The 18,072-nt window shown below is 65.7% G+C and carries 12 protein-coding genes, 2 tRNA genes and 1 riboswitch; of the genes, 7 read left to right on the top strand and 7 right to left on the bottom strand.

What is annotated here, in order from left to right; translation table 11 throughout:
• Positions 1-5: 5 nt before the first annotated feature.
• Positions 6-2,153 carry an ATP-dependent DNA helicase RecG gene (gene recG / locus NMB43_RS04305; protein ID WP_494350924.1) on the bottom strand — a complete coding sequence of 716 codons (2,148 nt, stop codon included), beginning with the start codon at positions 2,151-2,153 and terminating at the stop codon, positions 6-8.
• Positions 2,154-2,490: 337 nt separating this feature from the next.
• On the opposite strand from recG, the gene NMB43_RS04300 reads away from it, so the two are divergent.
• On the top strand, positions 2,491-4,080 hold the full coding sequence (locus tag NMB43_RS04300; RefSeq protein ID WP_494350923.1) for a pectate lyase family protein: 1,590 nt from the start codon (positions 2,491-2,493) through the stop codon (positions 4,078-4,080).
• 64 nt (positions 4,081-4,144) lie between these two features.
• Here the strand turns inward: NMB43_RS04300 and NMB43_RS04295 are convergent, their stop codons facing one another.
• Positions 4,145-4,528 (bottom strand): RidA family protein, encoded by a 384-nt coding sequence (locus tag NMB43_RS04295; RefSeq protein ID WP_494350922.1) that lies wholly within the window; start codon positions 4,526-4,528, stop codon positions 4,145-4,147.
• Between the two features lie 171 nt (positions 4,529-4,699).
• Here NMB43_RS04295 and NMB43_RS04290 point away from each other — a divergent pair, with 171 nt between their 5' ends.
• The 5 genes from NMB43_RS04290 to NMB43_RS04270 all read left to right on the top strand — a co-directional run bounded on the left by NMB43_RS04290 (position 4,700) and on the right by NMB43_RS04270 (position 9,691).
• On the top strand, positions 4,700-6,937 hold the full coding sequence (locus NMB43_RS04290) for an EAL domain-containing response regulator (RefSeq protein ID WP_494350921.1): 2,238 nt from the start codon (positions 4,700-4,702) through the stop codon (positions 6,935-6,937).
• Positions 6,938-6,967: 30 nt separating this feature from the next.
• Positions 6,968-7,068, top strand: a riboswitch (S-adenosyl-L-homocysteine riboswitch).
• A gap of 70 nt (positions 7,069-7,138) precedes the next feature.
• On the top strand, positions 7,139-8,548 hold the full coding sequence (gene ahcY / locus NMB43_RS04285) for an adenosylhomocysteinase (RefSeq protein WP_494350920.1): 1,410 nt from the start codon (positions 7,139-7,141) through the stop codon (positions 8,546-8,548).
• 57 nt (positions 8,549-8,605) lie between these two features.
• A complete protein-coding gene (gene metF, locus NMB43_RS04280; RefSeq protein ID WP_494350919.1) occupies positions 8,606-9,442 on the top strand; it encodes a methylenetetrahydrofolate reductase [NAD(P)H] in 837 nt (278 codons plus the stop codon).
• A 71-nt stretch (positions 9,443-9,513) separates the two neighbouring features.
• Positions 9,514-9,589, top strand: a tRNA-Lys gene (locus NMB43_RS04275).
• A gap of 26 nt (positions 9,590-9,615) precedes the next feature.
• Positions 9,616-9,691 (top strand) — tRNA-Lys (locus NMB43_RS04270).
• 63 nt (positions 9,692-9,754) lie between these two features.
• Here the strand turns inward: NMB43_RS04270 and NMB43_RS04265 are convergent.
• Both NMB43_RS04265 and NMB43_RS04260 read right to left on the bottom strand, forming a co-directional pair.
• Positions 9,755-11,005 (bottom strand): HD domain-containing protein, encoded by a 1,251-nt coding sequence (locus NMB43_RS04265; RefSeq protein WP_494350918.1) that lies wholly within the window; start codon positions 11,003-11,005, stop codon positions 9,755-9,757.
• A gap of 3 nt (positions 11,006-11,008) precedes the next feature.
• The gene (locus NMB43_RS04260) at positions 11,009-11,920 is read right to left on the bottom strand and encodes a LysR family transcriptional regulator (protein WP_494350917.1); all 912 of its coding nucleotides are present in this window, start codon (positions 11,918-11,920) and stop codon (positions 11,009-11,011) included.
• A gap of 102 nt (positions 11,921-12,022) precedes the next feature.
• On the opposite strand from NMB43_RS04260, the gene metE reads away from it, so the two are divergent.
• Positions 12,023-14,329: a 5-methyltetrahydropteroyltriglutamate--homocysteine S-methyltransferase gene (gene metE, locus NMB43_RS04255; protein WP_494350916.1), complete on the top strand. Its 2,307-nt coding sequence runs from the start codon at positions 12,023-12,025 to the stop codon at positions 14,327-14,329.
• 150 nt (positions 14,330-14,479) lie between these two features.
• Here the strand turns inward: metE and nrdG are convergent, their stop codons facing one another.
• The 3 genes from nrdG to NMB43_RS04240 all read right to left on the bottom strand — a co-directional run bounded on the left by nrdG (position 14,480) and on the right by NMB43_RS04240 (position 17,846).
• Positions 14,480-14,971 (bottom strand): anaerobic ribonucleoside-triphosphate reductase activating protein, encoded by a 492-nt coding sequence (nrdG, locus tag NMB43_RS04250; RefSeq protein WP_494350915.1) that lies wholly within the window; start codon positions 14,969-14,971, stop codon positions 14,480-14,482.
• Positions 14,968-17,151, bottom strand: a complete 2,184-nt coding sequence (gene nrdD / locus NMB43_RS04245) for an anaerobic ribonucleoside-triphosphate reductase (RefSeq protein WP_494350914.1) — start codon at positions 17,149-17,151, stop codon at positions 14,968-14,970. Before nrdD ends, nrdG begins: the two co-directional genes overlap by 4 nt.
• A 329-nt stretch (positions 17,152-17,480) precedes the next feature.
• A complete protein-coding gene (locus NMB43_RS04240) occupies positions 17,481-17,846 on the bottom strand; it encodes a hypothetical protein (RefSeq protein ID WP_494350913.1) in 366 nt (121 codons plus the stop codon).
• Positions 17,847-18,072 lie beyond the last annotated feature (226 nt).

Below are 18,072 nucleotides of genomic sequence, written 5' to 3'. Positions count from 1 at the left end.
TTGGCTCAGGCTTTCAGATACGCCGCACGACCGCCGTACCAGCGCTCCAGCAAGGCCTCGGCCTGCAGCGGGAAGTCGCGCAGCATCTGTTCACTGGCCTGGTGCGCCGCCTCGACCAGGTCGACATCCGTCTCCAGATCGGCGTAGCGCAACAGCGCCGCACCGCTCTGCCGCGCCCCGATGAATTCACCCGGACCGCGCAGTTGCAGGTCGCGCCGCGCAATCTCGAAGCCATCGGTGGTCTCGTAGATCGCCTTGAGCCGCGCCCGGCCGTTCTGCGACAGCGGTTGTGCATACAGCAGCACGCAGCTCGACGCCGCCGCGCCGCGCCCCACGCGGCCGCGCAACTGGTGCAACTGGGCCAGGCCGAAACGCTCGGCATGCTCGATGACCATCAGGCTCGCATTGGGCACGTCCACGCCGACCTCGATCACCGTCGTCGCCACCAGCAGTTGCACCTCGTTGCGCACGAAGGCCTCCATCACGGCTGCCTTCTCGTCCGGTTTCAGGCGGCCATGCACCAGGCCCACGCGCAACTCGGGCAGCTCGGCCGTCAGCGTTTCGTAGGTGTCCTGTGCGGTCTGCAACTGAAGCGCTTCGCGATCAGGCGCGCCGCCGGGCCGCCCCAAGGCGCGCCTGGCCCCCTTGGGGGGCGCTTCGACCGCAGCGGGCGAAGCGGGGGTCGTAACGTCTTCAATGAGCGGGCACACCCAGTAAGCCTGACGCCCCTCGCGGCAGGCATCGCGCACGCGCGCGATGACCTGATCGCGGCGCGTATCCGCCACCAGCTTGGTCAGGATCGGCGTGCGCCCCGGCGGCAGTTCGTCGAGCACCGACACGTCGAGGTCGGCCAGGTAGCTCATCGCCAGCGTGCGCGGGATCGGCGTGGCACTCATCATCAGCATGTGCGGCAGGCCGCCGGCGAGCTTCTCGCGCAGCGCCAGGCGCTGGCGCACACCAAAGCGGTGTTGCTCGTCGACCACGGCGAGCCCCAGGCGGTTCATCGCCACGCTGTCTTCGATCAGCGCGTGGGTGCCGACCACCAGCAAGGCTTCGCCGCTGTCCAGGCGCGCCAGCATGGCGGCACGCTCCTTCTTCTTCTGCGAACCGGAAAGCCACACTACGGGCACGCCCAGCGGTTCCAGCCAGCCCGCCAGCTTGCGCCAGTGCTGCTCGGCGAGGATTTCGGTGGGTGCCATCAGCGCCGCCTGGTAGCCGTTCTCGGCCGCCTGCAACATGGCCAGCGCGGCGACGATGGTCTTGCCGCTGCCCACGTCGCCCTGCAACAGACGCTGCATCGGGTGCGGCTGCGCCAGGTCGCGCGCGATCTCATCGACCGCGCGATGCTGCGCGCCGGTCAGGCTGAAAGGCAGGGCGTGCAGCAGGCGTGCCGTCAGCGCACCGGTCGGCCGCAACACCGGCGCGGCATGGCTGCGCCGCTCGGCATAGGCCTTGCGCAGCGAAATCTGCTGCGCCAGCAGCTCATCGAACTTGATGCGCCGCCACGCTGGGTGACTTCTGTCTTCGAGGGACGCCAGGCTCGCCTCGGGCGTCGGCTGGTGCAGGAAGCGCAGGCTGCGTTCCCAGCCCGGGAGGTGCAGGCTGCGGCGCAAAGCTTCGGGCAACAGATCGTCCATCGCGCAGCGCTCGAAGGCGCGCGCCACCAGCTTGCGCAGCGCACTCTGCGCCAGCCCGGCCGTCGCCGGATAGACGGGCGTCATGGCCTGCGGCAGTGTGCTGCCCGCCTCCACCGCGACGATCCGCGGGTGCACCATCTCCTCGCCCCAGAAACCGCCGCGCAGCTCGCCGAAGGCGCGCACCCGCCGGCCCACTTCGAGTTGCTTGGTGATGCTGGGGTAGAAATTCAGGAAGCGCAGCGTCAGCGTGCCGCTGTCGTCACGCAGACGCGCCACGAACTGACGCCGCGGCCGGAAGGTGATCTCGGCATGTTCGACCTCACCCTCCACCTGCACCGGCTGCCCCGGTGCGGCGGCTGCGATGAGCGTGAGCTGCGTCTCGTCCTCGTAGCGCAGTGGCAGGTGTAGCAGCAGGTCGGCCTCGCGGAACACGCCCAGCTTCTCCAGGCGACCGGCAAGGGCCGACTTGCGCGGGGGGGTGACGGACTCGGAAGGGGGAACGGGCGGGCGTGGCACCGCAGCATTTCACCTGAAGGCCGGTTTCCATGCAAACGGCAGCATTCCGCCTTGCATGCTGTGTCACCCCATGCGTCCCCACTCGCGGACCATGCCATTCGGCACCGCTCATCCCCGATAAGGAATCGCCGGTCGCAAATTGTCACCATACAAGTCGCGCCGCACCGTTGGGCGATTGCGCCGTCACGGAAGCATCCACAGAATCGCCCGGCGCTCACGGCATGTCATCGCCACGAACGCGAACACGGTGCAGCAACAAGCCGTGACCTTCATCAACAAGCCGCTCACGGTGCACCGCACACGGGGCGCTTGCAAACAGTGATAACAGGAGATTCAGATGCAAGGGTCCAAGCTTCGCTTCAAGTACCTGCCTGTCGTGACCGCCGTCGCGCTGGCCCTGTCGGCCGGCCAGGCGCTGGCCGGCAAGACGCCCGATTCGCTCGGCGCGTTCGGCTGGGCTGCCACCAATGGCGGCACCACCGGCGGCCACGGCGCTGACGCCGCTCACACCTACACCGTGCGCACCCGCACCGAACTGATCAAGGCCCTGATGCCGGACGCCGTGATCAACCCCAACGGCACCTTCACCTCGGCCGCCGGCCCGGATGCCACCAAGAAGATCATCTACATCAAGGGCAAGATCAACCTGTCCACCGATGCCAGCGGCCGCGAGCTCGGCTTCAACGACTTCAAGGACCCGGGTTACGACTTCGCCGCCTACGTCGCCGCCTACAAGCCCAGCGTGTGGACCGCCAACCCGGCCAACTGGGATGCCGCGCGCAACCGTCCGAAGCTGCCCACCGGCCCGCTGGAAACCGCCCGCCAGGCCTCGTCGGCCAAGCAGGCCGCCGTGGTGAAGATCCCCGTCGGTTCCAACACCTCGCTGATCGGCCTGGGCGACGGCGCCCGCATCACCAACGGCCAACTGTCGGTGAGCAACGTGAACAACGTGGTGATCCGCAACATCACCTTCGAAGACGCCTTCGACCACTTCCCCGAGTGGGACCCGACCGACTCCTTCTCGCTGACCAATCCGCCCACCCCCGGCTGCCAGGCGACCTACGTCGATGCATCCACCGGCCCGCAGAAGTGCCCCGGCGGCCGCTGGAACACCGAATTCGACAACGTCTCGGTCGTCAACTCGAAGAACGTGTGGGTCGACCACTGCACCTTCAACGACGGCGGTCGTGAAGACTGGAAGTACCCCTCGGTGTTCGAAGCGCCGCACGTCGGCCAGGACTACCTGGTGGTGCGCCACGACGGCGCGCTGGATGTCACCGGCACCTCCGACTTCGTGACCATCTCGCACAACCTGTTCGAGAACCACGACAAGACCAACCTGCTGGGTAGCTCCAACACCGCGACCCCTGCCAACGGCTGGGGCGCGCTGTCGATCACGGTCGCCCACAACTGGTACGAGAACGCCGGCCAGCGCCTGCCGCGCGTGCGTTTCGGCAAGGTCCACGTCTACAACAACTACTTCTTCGGCACCATCGGCTACCTCGGCCAGTACGCCCCCTCGGGCGACACCTACATGCCGAAGAACCGCTTCCTGTACGGCATCGGCATCGGCAACCACGCCAAGATCTACGCCGAGAACAACGTGTTCGAAATCAAGAACGCGCCCAAGGCCGGCACCGGTGCGGTGGTGGATGACAGCGTGATGTTCTTCAACTGGTACGGCGCCAACGCCACCATCAACGGCGTGCTGGAGAAGACCTACTTCTACGACAGCGGCACCCTCCTGAACGGCCAGCCGCGCAGCATCACGGCCGCCGCCCAGGCGATGGCGGTGACCCAGGGCAAGGTTCCGCTGGAAAACACCCAGAGCATCTGGCAACCGGCCACCAACTACACCTACAGCCTGATGCCCAGCAATTCGGTCAAGAAGTCGGTACAGAAGAACGCCGGCGCTGGCCGCCTGTAAGCGCACGCGCGCATCACGGAAGAACCCGGCTCCAGCCGGGTTCTTTTTTTTTGGTGGCGGGCGATCAACCAGCCAGATGCATCACCGCGTCGGCCTCCACCAGCCCGCCGCGCGGCAGCGAGGCCACGCCGACCGCAGCCCGTGCCGGGTAAGGCTGGCTGAAGTACTGCGCCATGATCTCGTTGAGGCGCGCGAAGTGGCTCAGGTCGGTCAGGTAGAAGTTGATCTTCACCACATCGGCCAGCGAGCCGCCGGCAGCCTCGGCCACCGCCTTGAGGTTCTCGAACACGCGCACCGTCTGCGCCTCGAACCCCTCCAGCATCTGCATGCTGACCGGGTCCAGGCCGATCTGGCCCGACAGGTAAACGGTATCGCCCACCCGCACGGCCTGCGAATAGGTGCCGATCGCGGCCGGCGCGTGTGGTGTGGCAATGATCGCCTTGCTCATGACATACCCTCTCTGGCGAAACGGCAGGCGGCCCATGCCGCACTGCACAGCGGAGAAGTGTAGCGCGCGGCATGCAGCCACCGACCTACGACTTTGGTAGCTTTCCCCACTCCTGCGCGCGGTCTGCTGCGTGTATGCTTCGGCCCAATCACGTCAGCAGGAGCTGCATGGATGGCCCGGATGCATGCCGACAACGGGAACGACGAGCTGACTTTTGCCGCAGAGGATGGCGAAGCGCAGGATGCCGCCGCACACGCAGTGCGCTGGCGGGTGCTCATCGTAGATGACGACCCCGGCGTGCATCAATCGGTCGTGTTCGCCCTGCGCGACCTCAGCATCCTCAACGGCCGCCTCGAGTTCCTGCATGCCCACTCGGTGCGCGAGGCGCACGAGCAACTGCAGCAGCCGGACATCGCGGTGGTGCTGCTGGACGTGGTCATGGAGCGTGAGGACTCCGGCCTGACCCTGGTGCGCTACATCCGCGATGACCTCAAGCGCAGCGACTGCCGCATCATCCTGCACACCGGCCAGCCCGGTTATGCGCCGGAAATCGAGGCGATCCGCGACTACGACATCAACGACTACCGCACCAAGTCGGAGCTGACGCGCAACCATCTCTACACCTGTGTGGCTTCGGCCATCCGCGCCTACGACCAGATCAGCGCCATCGAGCACGCGCGACGTGCACTGCGCCGCATCGTCGAGGCCGGCACCCTGCTCATGCGCACCCGCTCGGCCGCCGAGTTCGAGCGCACCGCGCTGCGCCAGGTCGCCGAACTGCATGGCTTGCCGGCCGCCGGCTTTGCCGCCCTGCTGCACACGGGCACTGGCGAACCCCTGATCGGCCAGGCCGAAGGCCGCTTCGGCCACCTCGGCGGCCAGCCGCTCAGCGCGCTGGACGAGCCCGCGTTACGCCACTGCATCGAGCTGGCGATCGACGCGGGGTCGGCCCTGCACGACACCCCGGCGGGTCTGGTGCTGCATGTCGTGGGCGCCTCCGGGCTCAACCTGCTGGTCGTCGTCGAGCATGCTCCGGACCAGAGCACGCGCGCCCTGCCCCCGGGCCTGGACGACGTGCTGATCGGCTCCCTGCTCGCCTGCCTGGACAACCGTTCGCTGCTCGACCGCCTGCATCGCTACGCCTACTTCGACCGCCTGCTGAACCTGCCCAACCGGCGCAGCCTGTGCGAGACCATCGACGGCCAGCGCCTGTCCTCCGGCCTCGGGCCACAGACGCTGGCGCTGATCGACATCGACCACTTCGGCGACACCAACGAAGCCCTGGGCCCCATCTTCGGCAACTACCTGCTGCTCGCCGTGACCGAGCGCCTGAGCCTGTGTGCCCAGCCCGACTGGGTGATCTCCCGCGTGTCCTCCGATGTGTTTGCGGTGCTGGGCCCGGAAACCAGCGTGCAGCCTGACACGCTGCAAGCCCTGTTCCACGCGCCCTTCTCGATCGAGGGCGAAGAGAGCATGGTGTCCGTAACCTGCGGCCTGGCCCGCCTGGACGACGTGCCAGGCGATGGTGCCGCCGTGCTGGAAGCCGCCAGCCAGGCCCTGCGCCAGGCCAAGGCACGCCATCGCGGCCACTTCGCCTGGTACTCCCCGTCCCTCGCCGCACAGGCGCAGGAACGGGTGCAGATGCTCAACGCGCTGCGCTACGGCCTGAGTCACCAGGAGCTGTTCGTCGCCTTCCAGCCGCAGATCGACCTGGCCAGCTCGCGCGTGGTCGGCATGGAGGCACTGGTACGCTGGCGCACCGCCGAAGGCCGCCTGATCCCGCCTGACCGCTTCATCCCGGCAGCCGAACAGTCCGGCCTGATCCGCGAGATCGGCGAGTTCGTGCTGCGCAATGCCTGCGCCACCCTGGCACGCCTGCATGCGCAGGGTTTCGACGCGCTGCGCATCGCCGTCAACGTGTCGGCCATCCAGTTCCGCCACCAGCGCTTCCTGCAGGAGATCGAGCAGGTCATGCGCGAGACCGGCATCGACCCGCACCGCCTGGAACTGGAGATCACCGAGTCGGTGGCGATGGAAGACGCCACCCAGCTCGGCGAAGCCCTCACGGAGCTGCGCCGGCTCGGCGTGCAACTGGCCATCGACGACTTCGGCACCGGCTACTCGTCGTTGTCGCAGTTGAAGCGCCTGTCCTTCGACCGTCTGAAGATCGACCGCAGCTTCGTGGCCGACCTGTTCGAGGGCGGCCCCCAGGGCAGCATCGCCAACATGGTCATCGAGCTGGGCAAGCGCCTGGGCATCCAGGTCATCGCCGAGGGCGTCGAGACCGAGGCGCAATGGCACACCCTGCGCGAACTGGGCTGCCACGAGGCCCAGGGCTACCTGTTCGCCAAGCCCATGCCCGAAGCTGAACTCCTGGCCTGGTTGCAGGCCTACCCCGCGCGGGCTTAGCGCCCGCCGCATCATCGTCTATAATCCAACGCTTCCGAGGAGCGCTGCGAGACCTATCCCCTGGTCCCAGGCTCGGAACCTGATGCTGCCCCGTGGGCGCCCAGGCCCAGTTTCAACGGCGCTCACCTGTTCAACCGTGCCGGCCACGGGAAGACGGTGAGCACTGCCACCCTCCCCGCCGGCCACACTTCAGGAGTTCTCATGAACGCTGTGGCTGACTTCAATGATTACGTCATCACCGATCTCAAACTGGCCGATTGGGGCCGCAAGGAGATCAAGATCGCGGAAGGCGAAATGCCCGGCCTGATGGCCATCCGCGAAGAATTCGCCAAGACCCAGCCCCTTAAAGGCGCGCGCATCACCGGCTCGCTGCACATGACCATCCAGACGGCCGTGCTGATCGAGACGCTCAAGGCGCTCGGTGCCGACGTGCGCTGGGCTTCGTGCAACATTTTCTCGACGCAGGACCACGCCGCGGCCGCCATCGCGGCAGCCGGCATTCCGGTGTTCGCCAAGAAGGGCGAGACCCTGGTCGAGTACTGGGACTACACGCACCGCATCTTCGAGTGGGCCGACGGCGGCTACTCGAACATGATCCTCGACGACGGTGGTGACGCCACCCTGCTGCTGCACCTGGGCGCCAAGGCCGAGAAAGACATCTCCGTGCTGGCCAAGCCGGGCTCGGAAGAAGAGACCATCCTGTTCGCCGCGATCAAGGCCAAGCTCGCCACCGACCCGAGCTGGTACTCGGTGCGCCTGGAAAAGATCCGTGGCGTGACCGAAGAGACCACCACCGGCGTGCATCGCCTTTACCAGATGCATGCTCGCGGCGATCTCAAGTTCCCCGCCATCAACGTGAACGACTCGGTCACCAAGTCCAAGTTCGACAACCTGTACGGCTGCCGTGAATCGCTGGTCGACGGCATCAAGCGCGCCACCGACGTGATGGTCGCCGGCAAGATTGCCGTCGTGGCCGGCTACGGCGACGTGGGCAAGGGCTCGGCACAGGCCCTGCGTGCCCTGTCCGCCCAGGTGTGGGTCACCGAGATCGACCCGATCTGCGCGCTGCAGGCCGCCATGGAAGGCTACCGCGTCGTCACCATGGAATATGCCGCTGACAAGGCCGACATCTTCGTCACCACCACCGGCAACTTCCACGTCATCACGCACGACCACATGGCTGCGATGAAGAACAACGCCATCGTCTGCAACATCGGCCACTTCGACAACGAGATCGACGTCGCCTCGCTTGAGAAGTACCAGTGGGAAGAGATCAAGCCGCAGGTCGATCACGTCATCTTCCCGTCAGGCCGCCGCATCATCCTGCTGGCCAAGGGTCGTCTCGTGAACCTGGGCTGTGCCACCGGCCACCCCAGCTACGTGATGTCCTCCTCCTTCGCCAACCAGACCATTGCGCAGATCGAGCTGTTCACCAAGACCAAGGACTACCCGGTCGGCGTCTACACGTTGCCCAAGCACCTCGATGAAAAGGTGGCGCGTCTGCAGCTCAAGACGCTCAACGTGCAGCTCACCACGCTGACCGAAGAACAGGCCAAGTACATCGGTGTGCCGGTGGAAGGCCCGTACAAGGCCGACCACTACCGCTACTGATCCACATCAGGCCGACTGCCCAGGCAGTCGGCCTGCGACTGGAACCCTCTCCCGAATATGAGCAAGAAGATTCCCTTCAGCATCGAGTTCTTTCCCCCGGCCACACCAGAGGGCATGGAGAAACTGCGTGGCGTACGCGAACAACTGGCCGCACTCAAGCCAGAGTTCTTCTCCGTGACCTACGGCGCGGGCGGCTCGACGCGCGACCGTACCCTGCAAGTCGTGCGTGAACTGCGCGCTGCCGGCCTCGATGCCGCACCGCACCTGTCCTGCATCGGCGCCACCCAAGCCAGCATCCGCGAACACCTGGCGGAATTCCGCGAGATCGGTGTCAAACGCATCGTCGCGCTACGTGGCGACCTGCCCTCCGGCATGGCCGACCCGGGCGAATTCCGTTATGCCAATGAACTGGTGAGCTTCATCCGCCAGGAAAGCGGCAACGAATTCTTCCTCGAAGTCGCCGCCTATCCCGAAGTACACCCGCAGGCGCGCAGCTTCGAAGCCGACTTCAAGGCCTTCCTGACCAAGGTACGCGCGGGTGCCAACTCGGCCATCACGCAGTACTTCTACAACGCCGACGCCTACTTCCACTTCGTCGACGCCCTGCGCCGCGAAGGCATCGATACGCCCGTCGTGCCCGGCATCATGCCAATTGCGAGCTACACCAAGCTGGCGCGCTTCTCGGAAAGCTGCGGCGCCGAGATCCCGCAGTGGATGCGGCGCAAGTTCGAAGGCTTCGGGGATGATGCCGACAGCGTGCGCGCCTTCGGCCTGGACGTCGTCACCAGCCTGTGCGAGCGCCTGATCGCAGGTGGCGCGCCCAGCCTGCATTTCTACACGCTGAACCAGGCCGGACTCACCTCCAGCCTCGTCCAGCGCCTGGGCCTGGCCTGAAGGAAGAAGTCACGCTCGCGCGTTGACAACCCGCGAAGTCGCTCTCTATAATGCGCGACTTCGCTTCTGGCGGGTCGTTAGCTCAGTTGGTAGAGCAGCGGACTTTTAATCCGTTGGTCGCAGGTTCGAGTCCCGCACGGCCTACCACCAGTTGCGGAATCGAAGGTAGGTTTGGGGGTATAGCTCAGTTGGTAGAGCAGCGGACTCTTAATCCGTAGGTCGTAGGTTCGAATCCTACTGCCCCTACCAGGTACCAGGAATTCAAGCATCAAGGCTCGCTTCGGCGGGCCTTTTGCTTTTCTGCGCGTGGCATCAAAGGTGTTCGGTGTCCAGGCCGAACTTCTCGCGGCAGACCTGCCCAGCCTTGTCGGCCACCTCGCGCGGCACGAAGACATAGAAGCGCCAGAGGCTGGCGTAGCGCTCCTGAAGTGCCTGGATCTCGTTGAAGGCGATGTCCTGCGGATCATTCAGATGTGCAAGGCCGCGGCTGTTCTCCACCGGGACAGCGGCCTCTTTCATGACGGTCAGCGCCGGGCAGTAGAGGATCACCTCCTCGAAGGGCAGGCCCAGTGCTTTCGCGATCTCACGCTCGGCTTGCGCACGCGCGCTGCGTGACTCGTGATAACGCGCCACCCACTCTGCCCGCAGGCCGGCCGATACGCTCGCGGACACCACATAGCCACGCTTGAGCAGTGCGCGCTGCTGCACGCGTGTGGCCAATGCTGTCGCACCAGGCACCTTGCTGTGCTGGAGTCGGTCGAGCAGCGTCCAGTCGTTCAGCACCAGCAGGTCGTCCTCCTGCAATGCGCCGTGATCGAGAGCCAGTTCCACCGCCTTGGAGATCATGGCGCCGGCGACGACCTTGGTGTGGTGGTAGTAGACACGCTCGGTCAGGAAGTAGCGCAGGCGCAGCACGCGGATGATCTCGGAGCGCGCGTCCGGGCGGTCCATGCCGTGCTTGACGAGGCGCACCACCAGGCGATCCTGTGCCAGGGCGAAGGCACGGAAGATGCGGTCGTCATAGTCATGAGAAAGTCCGGCAAAGAAGCTGTCGCGGCGCAGGTAGTCGAGCAGGTCGGCGTCGATGGCGCCGGACACGATATCCTGCATCCAGCGCGGTGAGATCAGCGGCCCCGCACCGAGCAAGCCGGCGACGATTTCACGCAGGCCCTGCGCCGCCAGCGCCTCGCCCAGTTCGCCGGCCAGGAAGTGCGACAGGCGCGAGCCCTTGTCGTGGCGTGCGAAAAGGCGTCGTTCGTCCTCCAGGGTATGGCCGAAGGGCACGTGGGTAATGTCATGCAGCAGGGCGGCGGCGCCAATCGCCGCCTCCTGCTCGTCGCTGATGACATGGCCGCTGCGGCGCAGACCATCGAGGATGCGATGGGCGACCGCACAGACGCCGATGGCGTGATCGAAGCGCGTGTGCAGCGCGCCCGGATAGACGAGATAGGCCGTACCCAGTTGCTTGATGCCACGCAGCCGTTGCATGACAGGCAGATCGAGCAAGGCCGACTCTTCACGACTCAGTTCGATGTCGCCATGGATGGGGTCACGCAGGAGCATGGATCAGGTCTCAGAATGGGGGTTGAGTCGGTGCGCGCGTGCCTGTTCCATGAAGGCGCGTACGTAGTCGACGTCGGCATCCGCCTCGCGGATGCCCAGGAAGATCTGTTTCGGTACGCCACGCTTGCCGAGGCGCACGGGGGTGACGTCCAGCTTGGGGGCGTACTCCTCCACCAGCCAGCGCGGCAGGGCGGCGACCCCCCGGCCGCTGGCCACCATCTGCAGCATGATATCGGTGGTCTCGATGGGTTTGTGCCGGCGGGGCGCAATACCGGCTGGGGTGAGGAACTGGGTGTAGACGTCCAGCCGGTCGATGGCGACCGGGTAAGTGATCAGCACCTCGTCCGAGAGCTGCTGCGGCGCCACCCATTCGGCATGCCGCAAGGGATGCCGGGGCCCCACGACGAGCACCTGTTCGTAGTCGAACACCGGCTCGAAGACGAGGCCGCTCTTGTACAAGGGATCAGGCGTGACCAGCATGTCGATCTCATGCCCGAACAGGGCACCGATGCCACCGAACTGGAATTTCTGCTTCACATCGACATCCACGTCCGGCCAGGCCGCGAGGTAGGGCGACACGATCTTGAGCAGCCACTGGTAGCAAGGGTGACACTCCATGCCGATGCGCAGGCTACCCCGCTCGCCCTGGGCGAACTGGTGCAGACGCGTTTCGGCCAGCTCCAGTTGAGGCAACAGACGCTGCGCCACGGCCAGGAGGTATTCGCCCGCCTGGGTGGGGCGCAGGCTTCGCCCTTCGCGCAACCAGACGGCCACGCCGAGCTGGTCTTCGAGCTTGCGCATGGCATGGCTCAGCGCGGACTGCGTGAGGTGCAGTTTGTCGGCCGCCGCTGTCAGGGAGCCCTGGCGATCCACCTCGCGCAGGATGGCCAGATGAATGCGCTCAAGCGTCGCCATACACGTGAACACCGTTCATTGATTGATGAAGAAATACCATTTTTATTCATGGATTGATGATTTTACGATCCTGCCACTTTCCTCCCTCATCTGGCAACGATCATGGCAATCACACACAACCTGGGCTTTCCGCGCATTGGCGCAAAACGCGAGCTGAAGTTCGCACTGGAGTCTTACTGGAAGGGGCAATCCACGCGCGAGGCACTGCGCGCCGTGGGCTCCCGTCTGCGTCAGCAGCACTGGCAGGACCAGGCCGCGCTGGATCTCATTCCCGTCGGCGATTTCTCGTTCTACGACCAGGTGCTCGACATGAGCTTCACCCTGGGCAATCTGCCCGAGCGCGTGCGCGGCTTTCACGGCGATGCGCTGGACAACTACTTCCGCGTCGCACGCGGTCGCTCCGCACAGGCTGCCGACATGCATGCCCAATGCTGCGGTGGCGTGGCCGCGGGTGAGATGACCAAGTGGTTCGATACGAACTACCACTACATCGTCCCCGAGTTCTCCGCACACACCCGTTTCAAGCTGGATGCCACCCGCCTGCTGACAGAGCTGGGCGAGGCACGCACCCAGGGGCTCGGTGGCAGCACGCAAGCCAAGCCGGTGATCATCGGCCCGCTGACCTATCTGGCCATCGGCAAGGCGAAGGACGATTCCGACAAGCTGGCCCTGCTGCCACAGTTGCTGCCGGTGTATGCCGAGCTGCTCAACGTGCTGGCCGAGCAAGGCGTGGAATGGGTGCAGATCGACGAGCCGATTCTGGCGACCGAGCTGGATGCCGAGTGGAAGCATGCCTTCAGCATCGCCTACCACGCGCTCAAGACCTGCCGCGTCAAGCTGCTGCTGGCGACCTACTTCGGCCAGTTGCGCGAGAACCTGGAATGGGCGATCAAGCTGCCCACGGCCGGTTTCCACCTGGATGCGGTGAATGCCCGCGATGAGGTACAACCCGCGCTGAACTACCTGGCCAGCCACAAGGTGCTGTCGCTGGGCGTCATCAACGGCCGCAACATCTGGAAGACCGATCTGGACGCGGTGCTCGACTGGCTGCAGCCAGTGGCGGAGCGCCTGGGCGAGCGTCTGTGGATCGCGCCCTCCTGCTCGCTGCTGCATGTGCCGGTCGACCTGGGCAGCGAGCAGGCGCTCGATGACGAGATCAAATCCTGGCTGGCCTTTGCCAAGCAGAAGCTGGCGGAACTGACGACCCTGGCCACCGCGCTGAACCACGGTCGCGCGTCGGTGCACAACGTGCTGGAGGCCAATCGCGCAGCCTGCGCCGCCCGGCGCCAGTCGCCCCGGGTACACAACCCGGCGGTGAAAGCCGCGCTGGCCAAGGTGGATGCGCGTCTGGGCGAGCGCCAGAGCCCCTATGCGGAACGCGCGCGCAAGCAGGCCGCGCGGCTCAAGCTGCCGCCCTTCCCGACCACCACCATCGGCTCCTTCCCGCAGACGGCCGAGATTCGCGCTGCACGCAGCCGGTTCAAGGCCGGTGAGATCGACGATGCCGGCTACCGCAGCGCCATGCAGGCTGAAATCGCCCGTAGCGTGCGCGAGCAGGAGGCACTGGGGCTGGACGTGTTCGTGCATGGCGAGGCCGAGCGCAACGACATGGTCGAATACTTCGGCGAGCAGCTGGACGGCTATGCCTTCAGCCAGTTCGGCTGGGTGCAGTCCTATGGCTCGCGCTGCGTGAAGCCGCCCATCCTGTTCGGCGACATCAGTCGGCCTCAGGCCATGACCGTCGAATGGATCCAGTACGCCCAGTCACTGACGGCCAAACCGATGAAGGGCATGCTCACCGGGCCGGTGACGATCCTGAACTGGTCTTTCGTGCGCGACGATCAGCCGCGTGCCGTGTCGTGCCGGCAGCTTGCGCTGGCGATCCGCGAAGAGGTGCTGGACCTGGAGCGCGCCGGTGTCAGCGTGATCCAGATCGACGAGGCCGCACTGCGCGAGGGCTTGCCCCTGCGCCGCGCCCAATGGCGCGAATACCTGGATTGGGCGGTGGAGTGTTTCCGCATCACGGCCAACGGTGTCGCCGACGAGACGCAGATCCACACCCACATGTGTTACTCGGAGTTCAATGACATCATCGCGTCGATCGCCGAGATGGATGCCGATGTCATCACCATCGAGACATCGCGCTCCGACATGGAATTGCTCGACGCCTTCGACAACTTCAAGTATCCGAACGAGATCGGCCCCGGCGTCTACGACATCCACTCGCCCAACATCCCGAGCGAGGCGCACATCGTGCAATTGATGCAGAAGGCTGCCGAGCGCATCCCGGCCGAACGCCTGTGGGTCAATCCGGACTGCGGCCTGAAGACGCGTCAGTGGAACGAGGTGATCCCGGCACTCAGCAACATGGTGGCCGCGGCCAAGACGCTGCGCGCCACGCTGGCCTGATTTCCAGCCTTCGCGGGAGCGGTGGTGGCCGGGCAAGCCGGGCTTGTTCCCCCTCTCCCCCATCCCCAATGGGGCGAGGGGACGGACGGGCCCGGCTTCGTCGCCCCTGCGCAAGCAGGGGCCCAGCGGCTTGGCAGTAGCAGGCCGGGTTCAGGGGGCGGCGAGGAGGCCGCAATCCTGGGAGCGATCCCGCCGCCACTCCGCCAGGCGGATCAGGCGCTGGTTGTCCGAGCCGCGCCAGGGCTGGGTGGTCGGCCGTTCCTGCAGGTAGGGCCCGTCGATCAGCACATCGACATCGCGCAGCACGGGCAGATCGCGCACCTCTTCATACAGGTAGCCCGTCCACATCCAGATGTCCTTGTCTGGGTAGCGCTGCTTGAAGCGGCGGCACAGGTCGGTCACCGCCTCACGATTGGCCGGCAGCAGCGGGTCGCCGCCGGACAGGCTCAGGCCATCGTGGTCCGCACATAGGTCCAGCACGCGGTCGCGGACTTCCTCGGTGAAGGCCTGGCCGGCAAGGCGGTTCCAGGTGGAGCTGTTGTAGCAGCCGGGGCAGGCATGCGCGCAGCCGGTCACGAACAGCGTGACGCGCAGCCCTTCCCCGTTGACGACGTCGCAGGTGTAGTAGCGGTCGTAATTCATGCTTCCTGCGGTTCGGGCTCCTGCACACGCGGCGCGACTTCGGGCGCCGGTGCTGCCATGTGCTTGACGCGCCGGATCACTTCCTTCTGCTTGCCCGCGTTGAAGGGGCGCGCATTGGGGCTGCCGAGGTAGCCGCACACGCGACGCGTGACCGAGAGGCTGGCGCTGTCGTGGTTGCCGCACTCGGGGCAGGTGAAGCCCTCCGCCGTGGCCAGCGCCTCACCCATGAAGCCGCACTTGCCGCAGGAGTCCACCGGCGTGTTGGTGCCGAAGTACGGCACGTGCTCGATAGCGTAGTCCCAGATGCGCTCCAGGGCCTTGAGGTTGTGGCGCATGTTGGGCAGCTCGACGTAGGTGATGTGGCCGCCCGAGGCGGCGTCCGCGAAGCCCTTCTCGTACTGGATCTTCTCGAAGGGATTGACCTTGCGCGCCACGTCGAGGTGGAAGGAGTTGGTGTAGTAGCCCTTGTCGGTCACACCCGCGATCTCGCCATAGCGCGCGGCATCCAGCTTGCAGAAGCGGTGGCACAGGGATTCGCTGGGCGTGGAATAGAGCGAGAAGCCCCAGCCGGATTCGGCCTTCCAGCGCCGCACCGTGCCACCCAGGTAGGCCACCACCTTGTGCAGGAAGCTCTGCAGCGCCGGGTTGTCGAAGGGATGCTCGCCGCCCGACATCAGCAGCGCGACTTCATGCAGGCCGATGTAGCCCAGCGAGATGGACGCGCGCCCATCCTTGAACAAGGTCAGGATGTCCTCGTCCGGCTTCAGGCGCACACCGAAGGCGCCCTCGGTGTACAGGATCGGGGCGATGTTCGCCTTCACGCCTTCGAGACGGCGGATGCGCGTCATCAGCGCCTTGTGGGCCAGCTCCAGACGCGCATCGAGAATCTCGAAGAAACGCTTCTGGTCCTGCTGCGCCTCGATCGCGATGCGCGGCAGGTTGACGCTGACCACGCCGAGATTGTTGCGGCCATCCAGCACTTCCTGGTCATGCTCATCACGCCACACCGACAGGAAGCTGCGGCAGCCCATCGGCGACACCGGTCGCGACGAGCCGGTGAGCTGGCGGTTGAGCTTGGCCGAGATGATGTCCGGGTACATGCGCTTGGAGGCGCATTCGAGCGCGAGCTGCTTGATGTCGTAGTTTGGGTCTTCGGGCCGCAGGTTGAGCCCTTCCTCGATGAAGAACACCAGCTTGGGGAAGACCGGCGTGATGCCCTCCTTGCCCATGCCCTTGATGCGCACCTGCAGGATCGCCTTCTGCACCGCACGCGCCTGCCAGCTCGACCCCATCCCGAAGGAGAAGGTCACGAAGGGTTGCTGCCCGTTCGAGCTGAACAGCGTGTTGATCTCGTACTCACAGGCCTGGATGCCGTCGTAGGTTTCCTTCTCGGTGCGTTCGCGCGCATAGCGCTCCGGCTCCGGGATGCGGTACTGACGCGCGATCTCCAGGTTCTTCTCGTAGGTCTTCTGAACGTAAGGAGCGAGCGTCTCGTCGATGTTCGGGATCGTCGTACCGCCGTACTGGTGGCTGGCCACCTGGGCGATGATCTGCGCCGTCACCGCACAGGCCACACCCACCGACTTCGGGCTCTCGATGCCGGCGTTGCCGAGGTGGAAACCATGCGCCAGCATGCCCTTGAGATCGACCAGGCAGCAGTTGGTGAAGGGCAGGAAGGGCGAGTAGTCCAGGTCGTGGAAGTGGATGTCGCCGCTGTTGTGGGCGGTCAGCACCTCCTTCGACAGGAAGTTGCTGGCGAACTGCTTGGAGACGATGCCGGCCATCAGGTCACGCATCACCGGGAAGACATTGGCATCCTTGTTGGCGTTCTCGGTCACCGCGTCCTGGTCGGTCTTGTCGACCAGGCCCATCAACTGGGCGTGCAGGGCCGAGCCCTTGACGCGAATGTTGTCGCGGTCGTGGCGATACTCGATGTAGATCCGCGCCACCTCGGGGTAGGAGCCCATCAAGGCGTCTTCGACGTACTGCTGGATGGTCGGGATGTCGAGCACTTCGTCCCCGTGGCGGCGGCAGCGCGCCTCCACCTCGCTCGCCACCGTCAGCGCCACCGCGCTCGGGTTGCCGATGCCGGCGGCAGTGGCCGCCTTCTGGCAGGCCACCGCGACTTTCAGGATGTCGAAGGACGCCGTGGTGCCATCTCTCTTCAGGACGTTCAGCATGGACTCTCTCTCCAAAACGGGAACAGGGCGCGACCAGCCACCGGGCAACTGCATCCGTACGCAGTTGCCCTGGGTGATCGCTCTATCTGGAAACCTGCTCGATGAAGATTCCGCAAGATCCGGCTGGGCACAGCACCGGACCAATGGGGCTGTCCGGCGCGTCCGGTCCGGGAACCGTCGAGGCCATGCACTGTAGCGCCGGGCCGCTGAACGCGACAAGACGGCGGACACTATATGTAGTTCCGCTTTGACGCCGCGCAACTAGATGTAGTGGCCCAGGTCCAATCCTGGGCAAGCTACCCGAATGGGACAAGCGTCGAAAAGCTGCCTCAGCCGCGCACTGCGACGCGCGCGGCACTCCACACCGAGAGCATCAGCACGCTACCGATCGTGGCCAGGGCGGCCAGCAAGGCCGCCGGGGCCAGCAGCCAGGGATGGCTCGCGAGCGGCAGGGCCAGCCCCCACAACAGGCCGGCCAGCACGGCCCAGCGCTTGGTCAGGATCAGGCCGTAGCGGCTGAGCCACTCGCGGTTGCGCCGCCGTGCCTGTTCCGCCATGTGCCGTGCCCAGGGGTCGGCGGCCACGCGCCGGCGGTGAGGGGAGCTAGCCTCGTCAGGGGCCAAGGCCCGGCGCGCTTCCTGCGCGGGGGCCGCCGGTGGGGTGGGCACGAGGTAGGCCCGTAACATGCTCAACATCTGTTCATCCTTCAACATCACCGACAGTGCGCTGGCGGCAAGACACAAACCATACGACCCACATCACCAAGCACAAGGCATTCCTGGCTAGCCAGGTGTCGCGCATATTCCGCCCCGCTCCGTCCAGCAACCCGGCCGGCCAGACACTGCATCGGTTCGCGCCCATGCGTGCGCCATCGCGGCGCATCGCCGCCATCCCGCGCACAGCAGAGATGCACAGCCAGCA

This window comes from Uliginosibacterium sangjuense (assembly GCF_059132465.1).
Note: the sequence above shows the minus strand (reverse complement) of the source record. Positions and strands in the feature narration are given on the sequence as shown.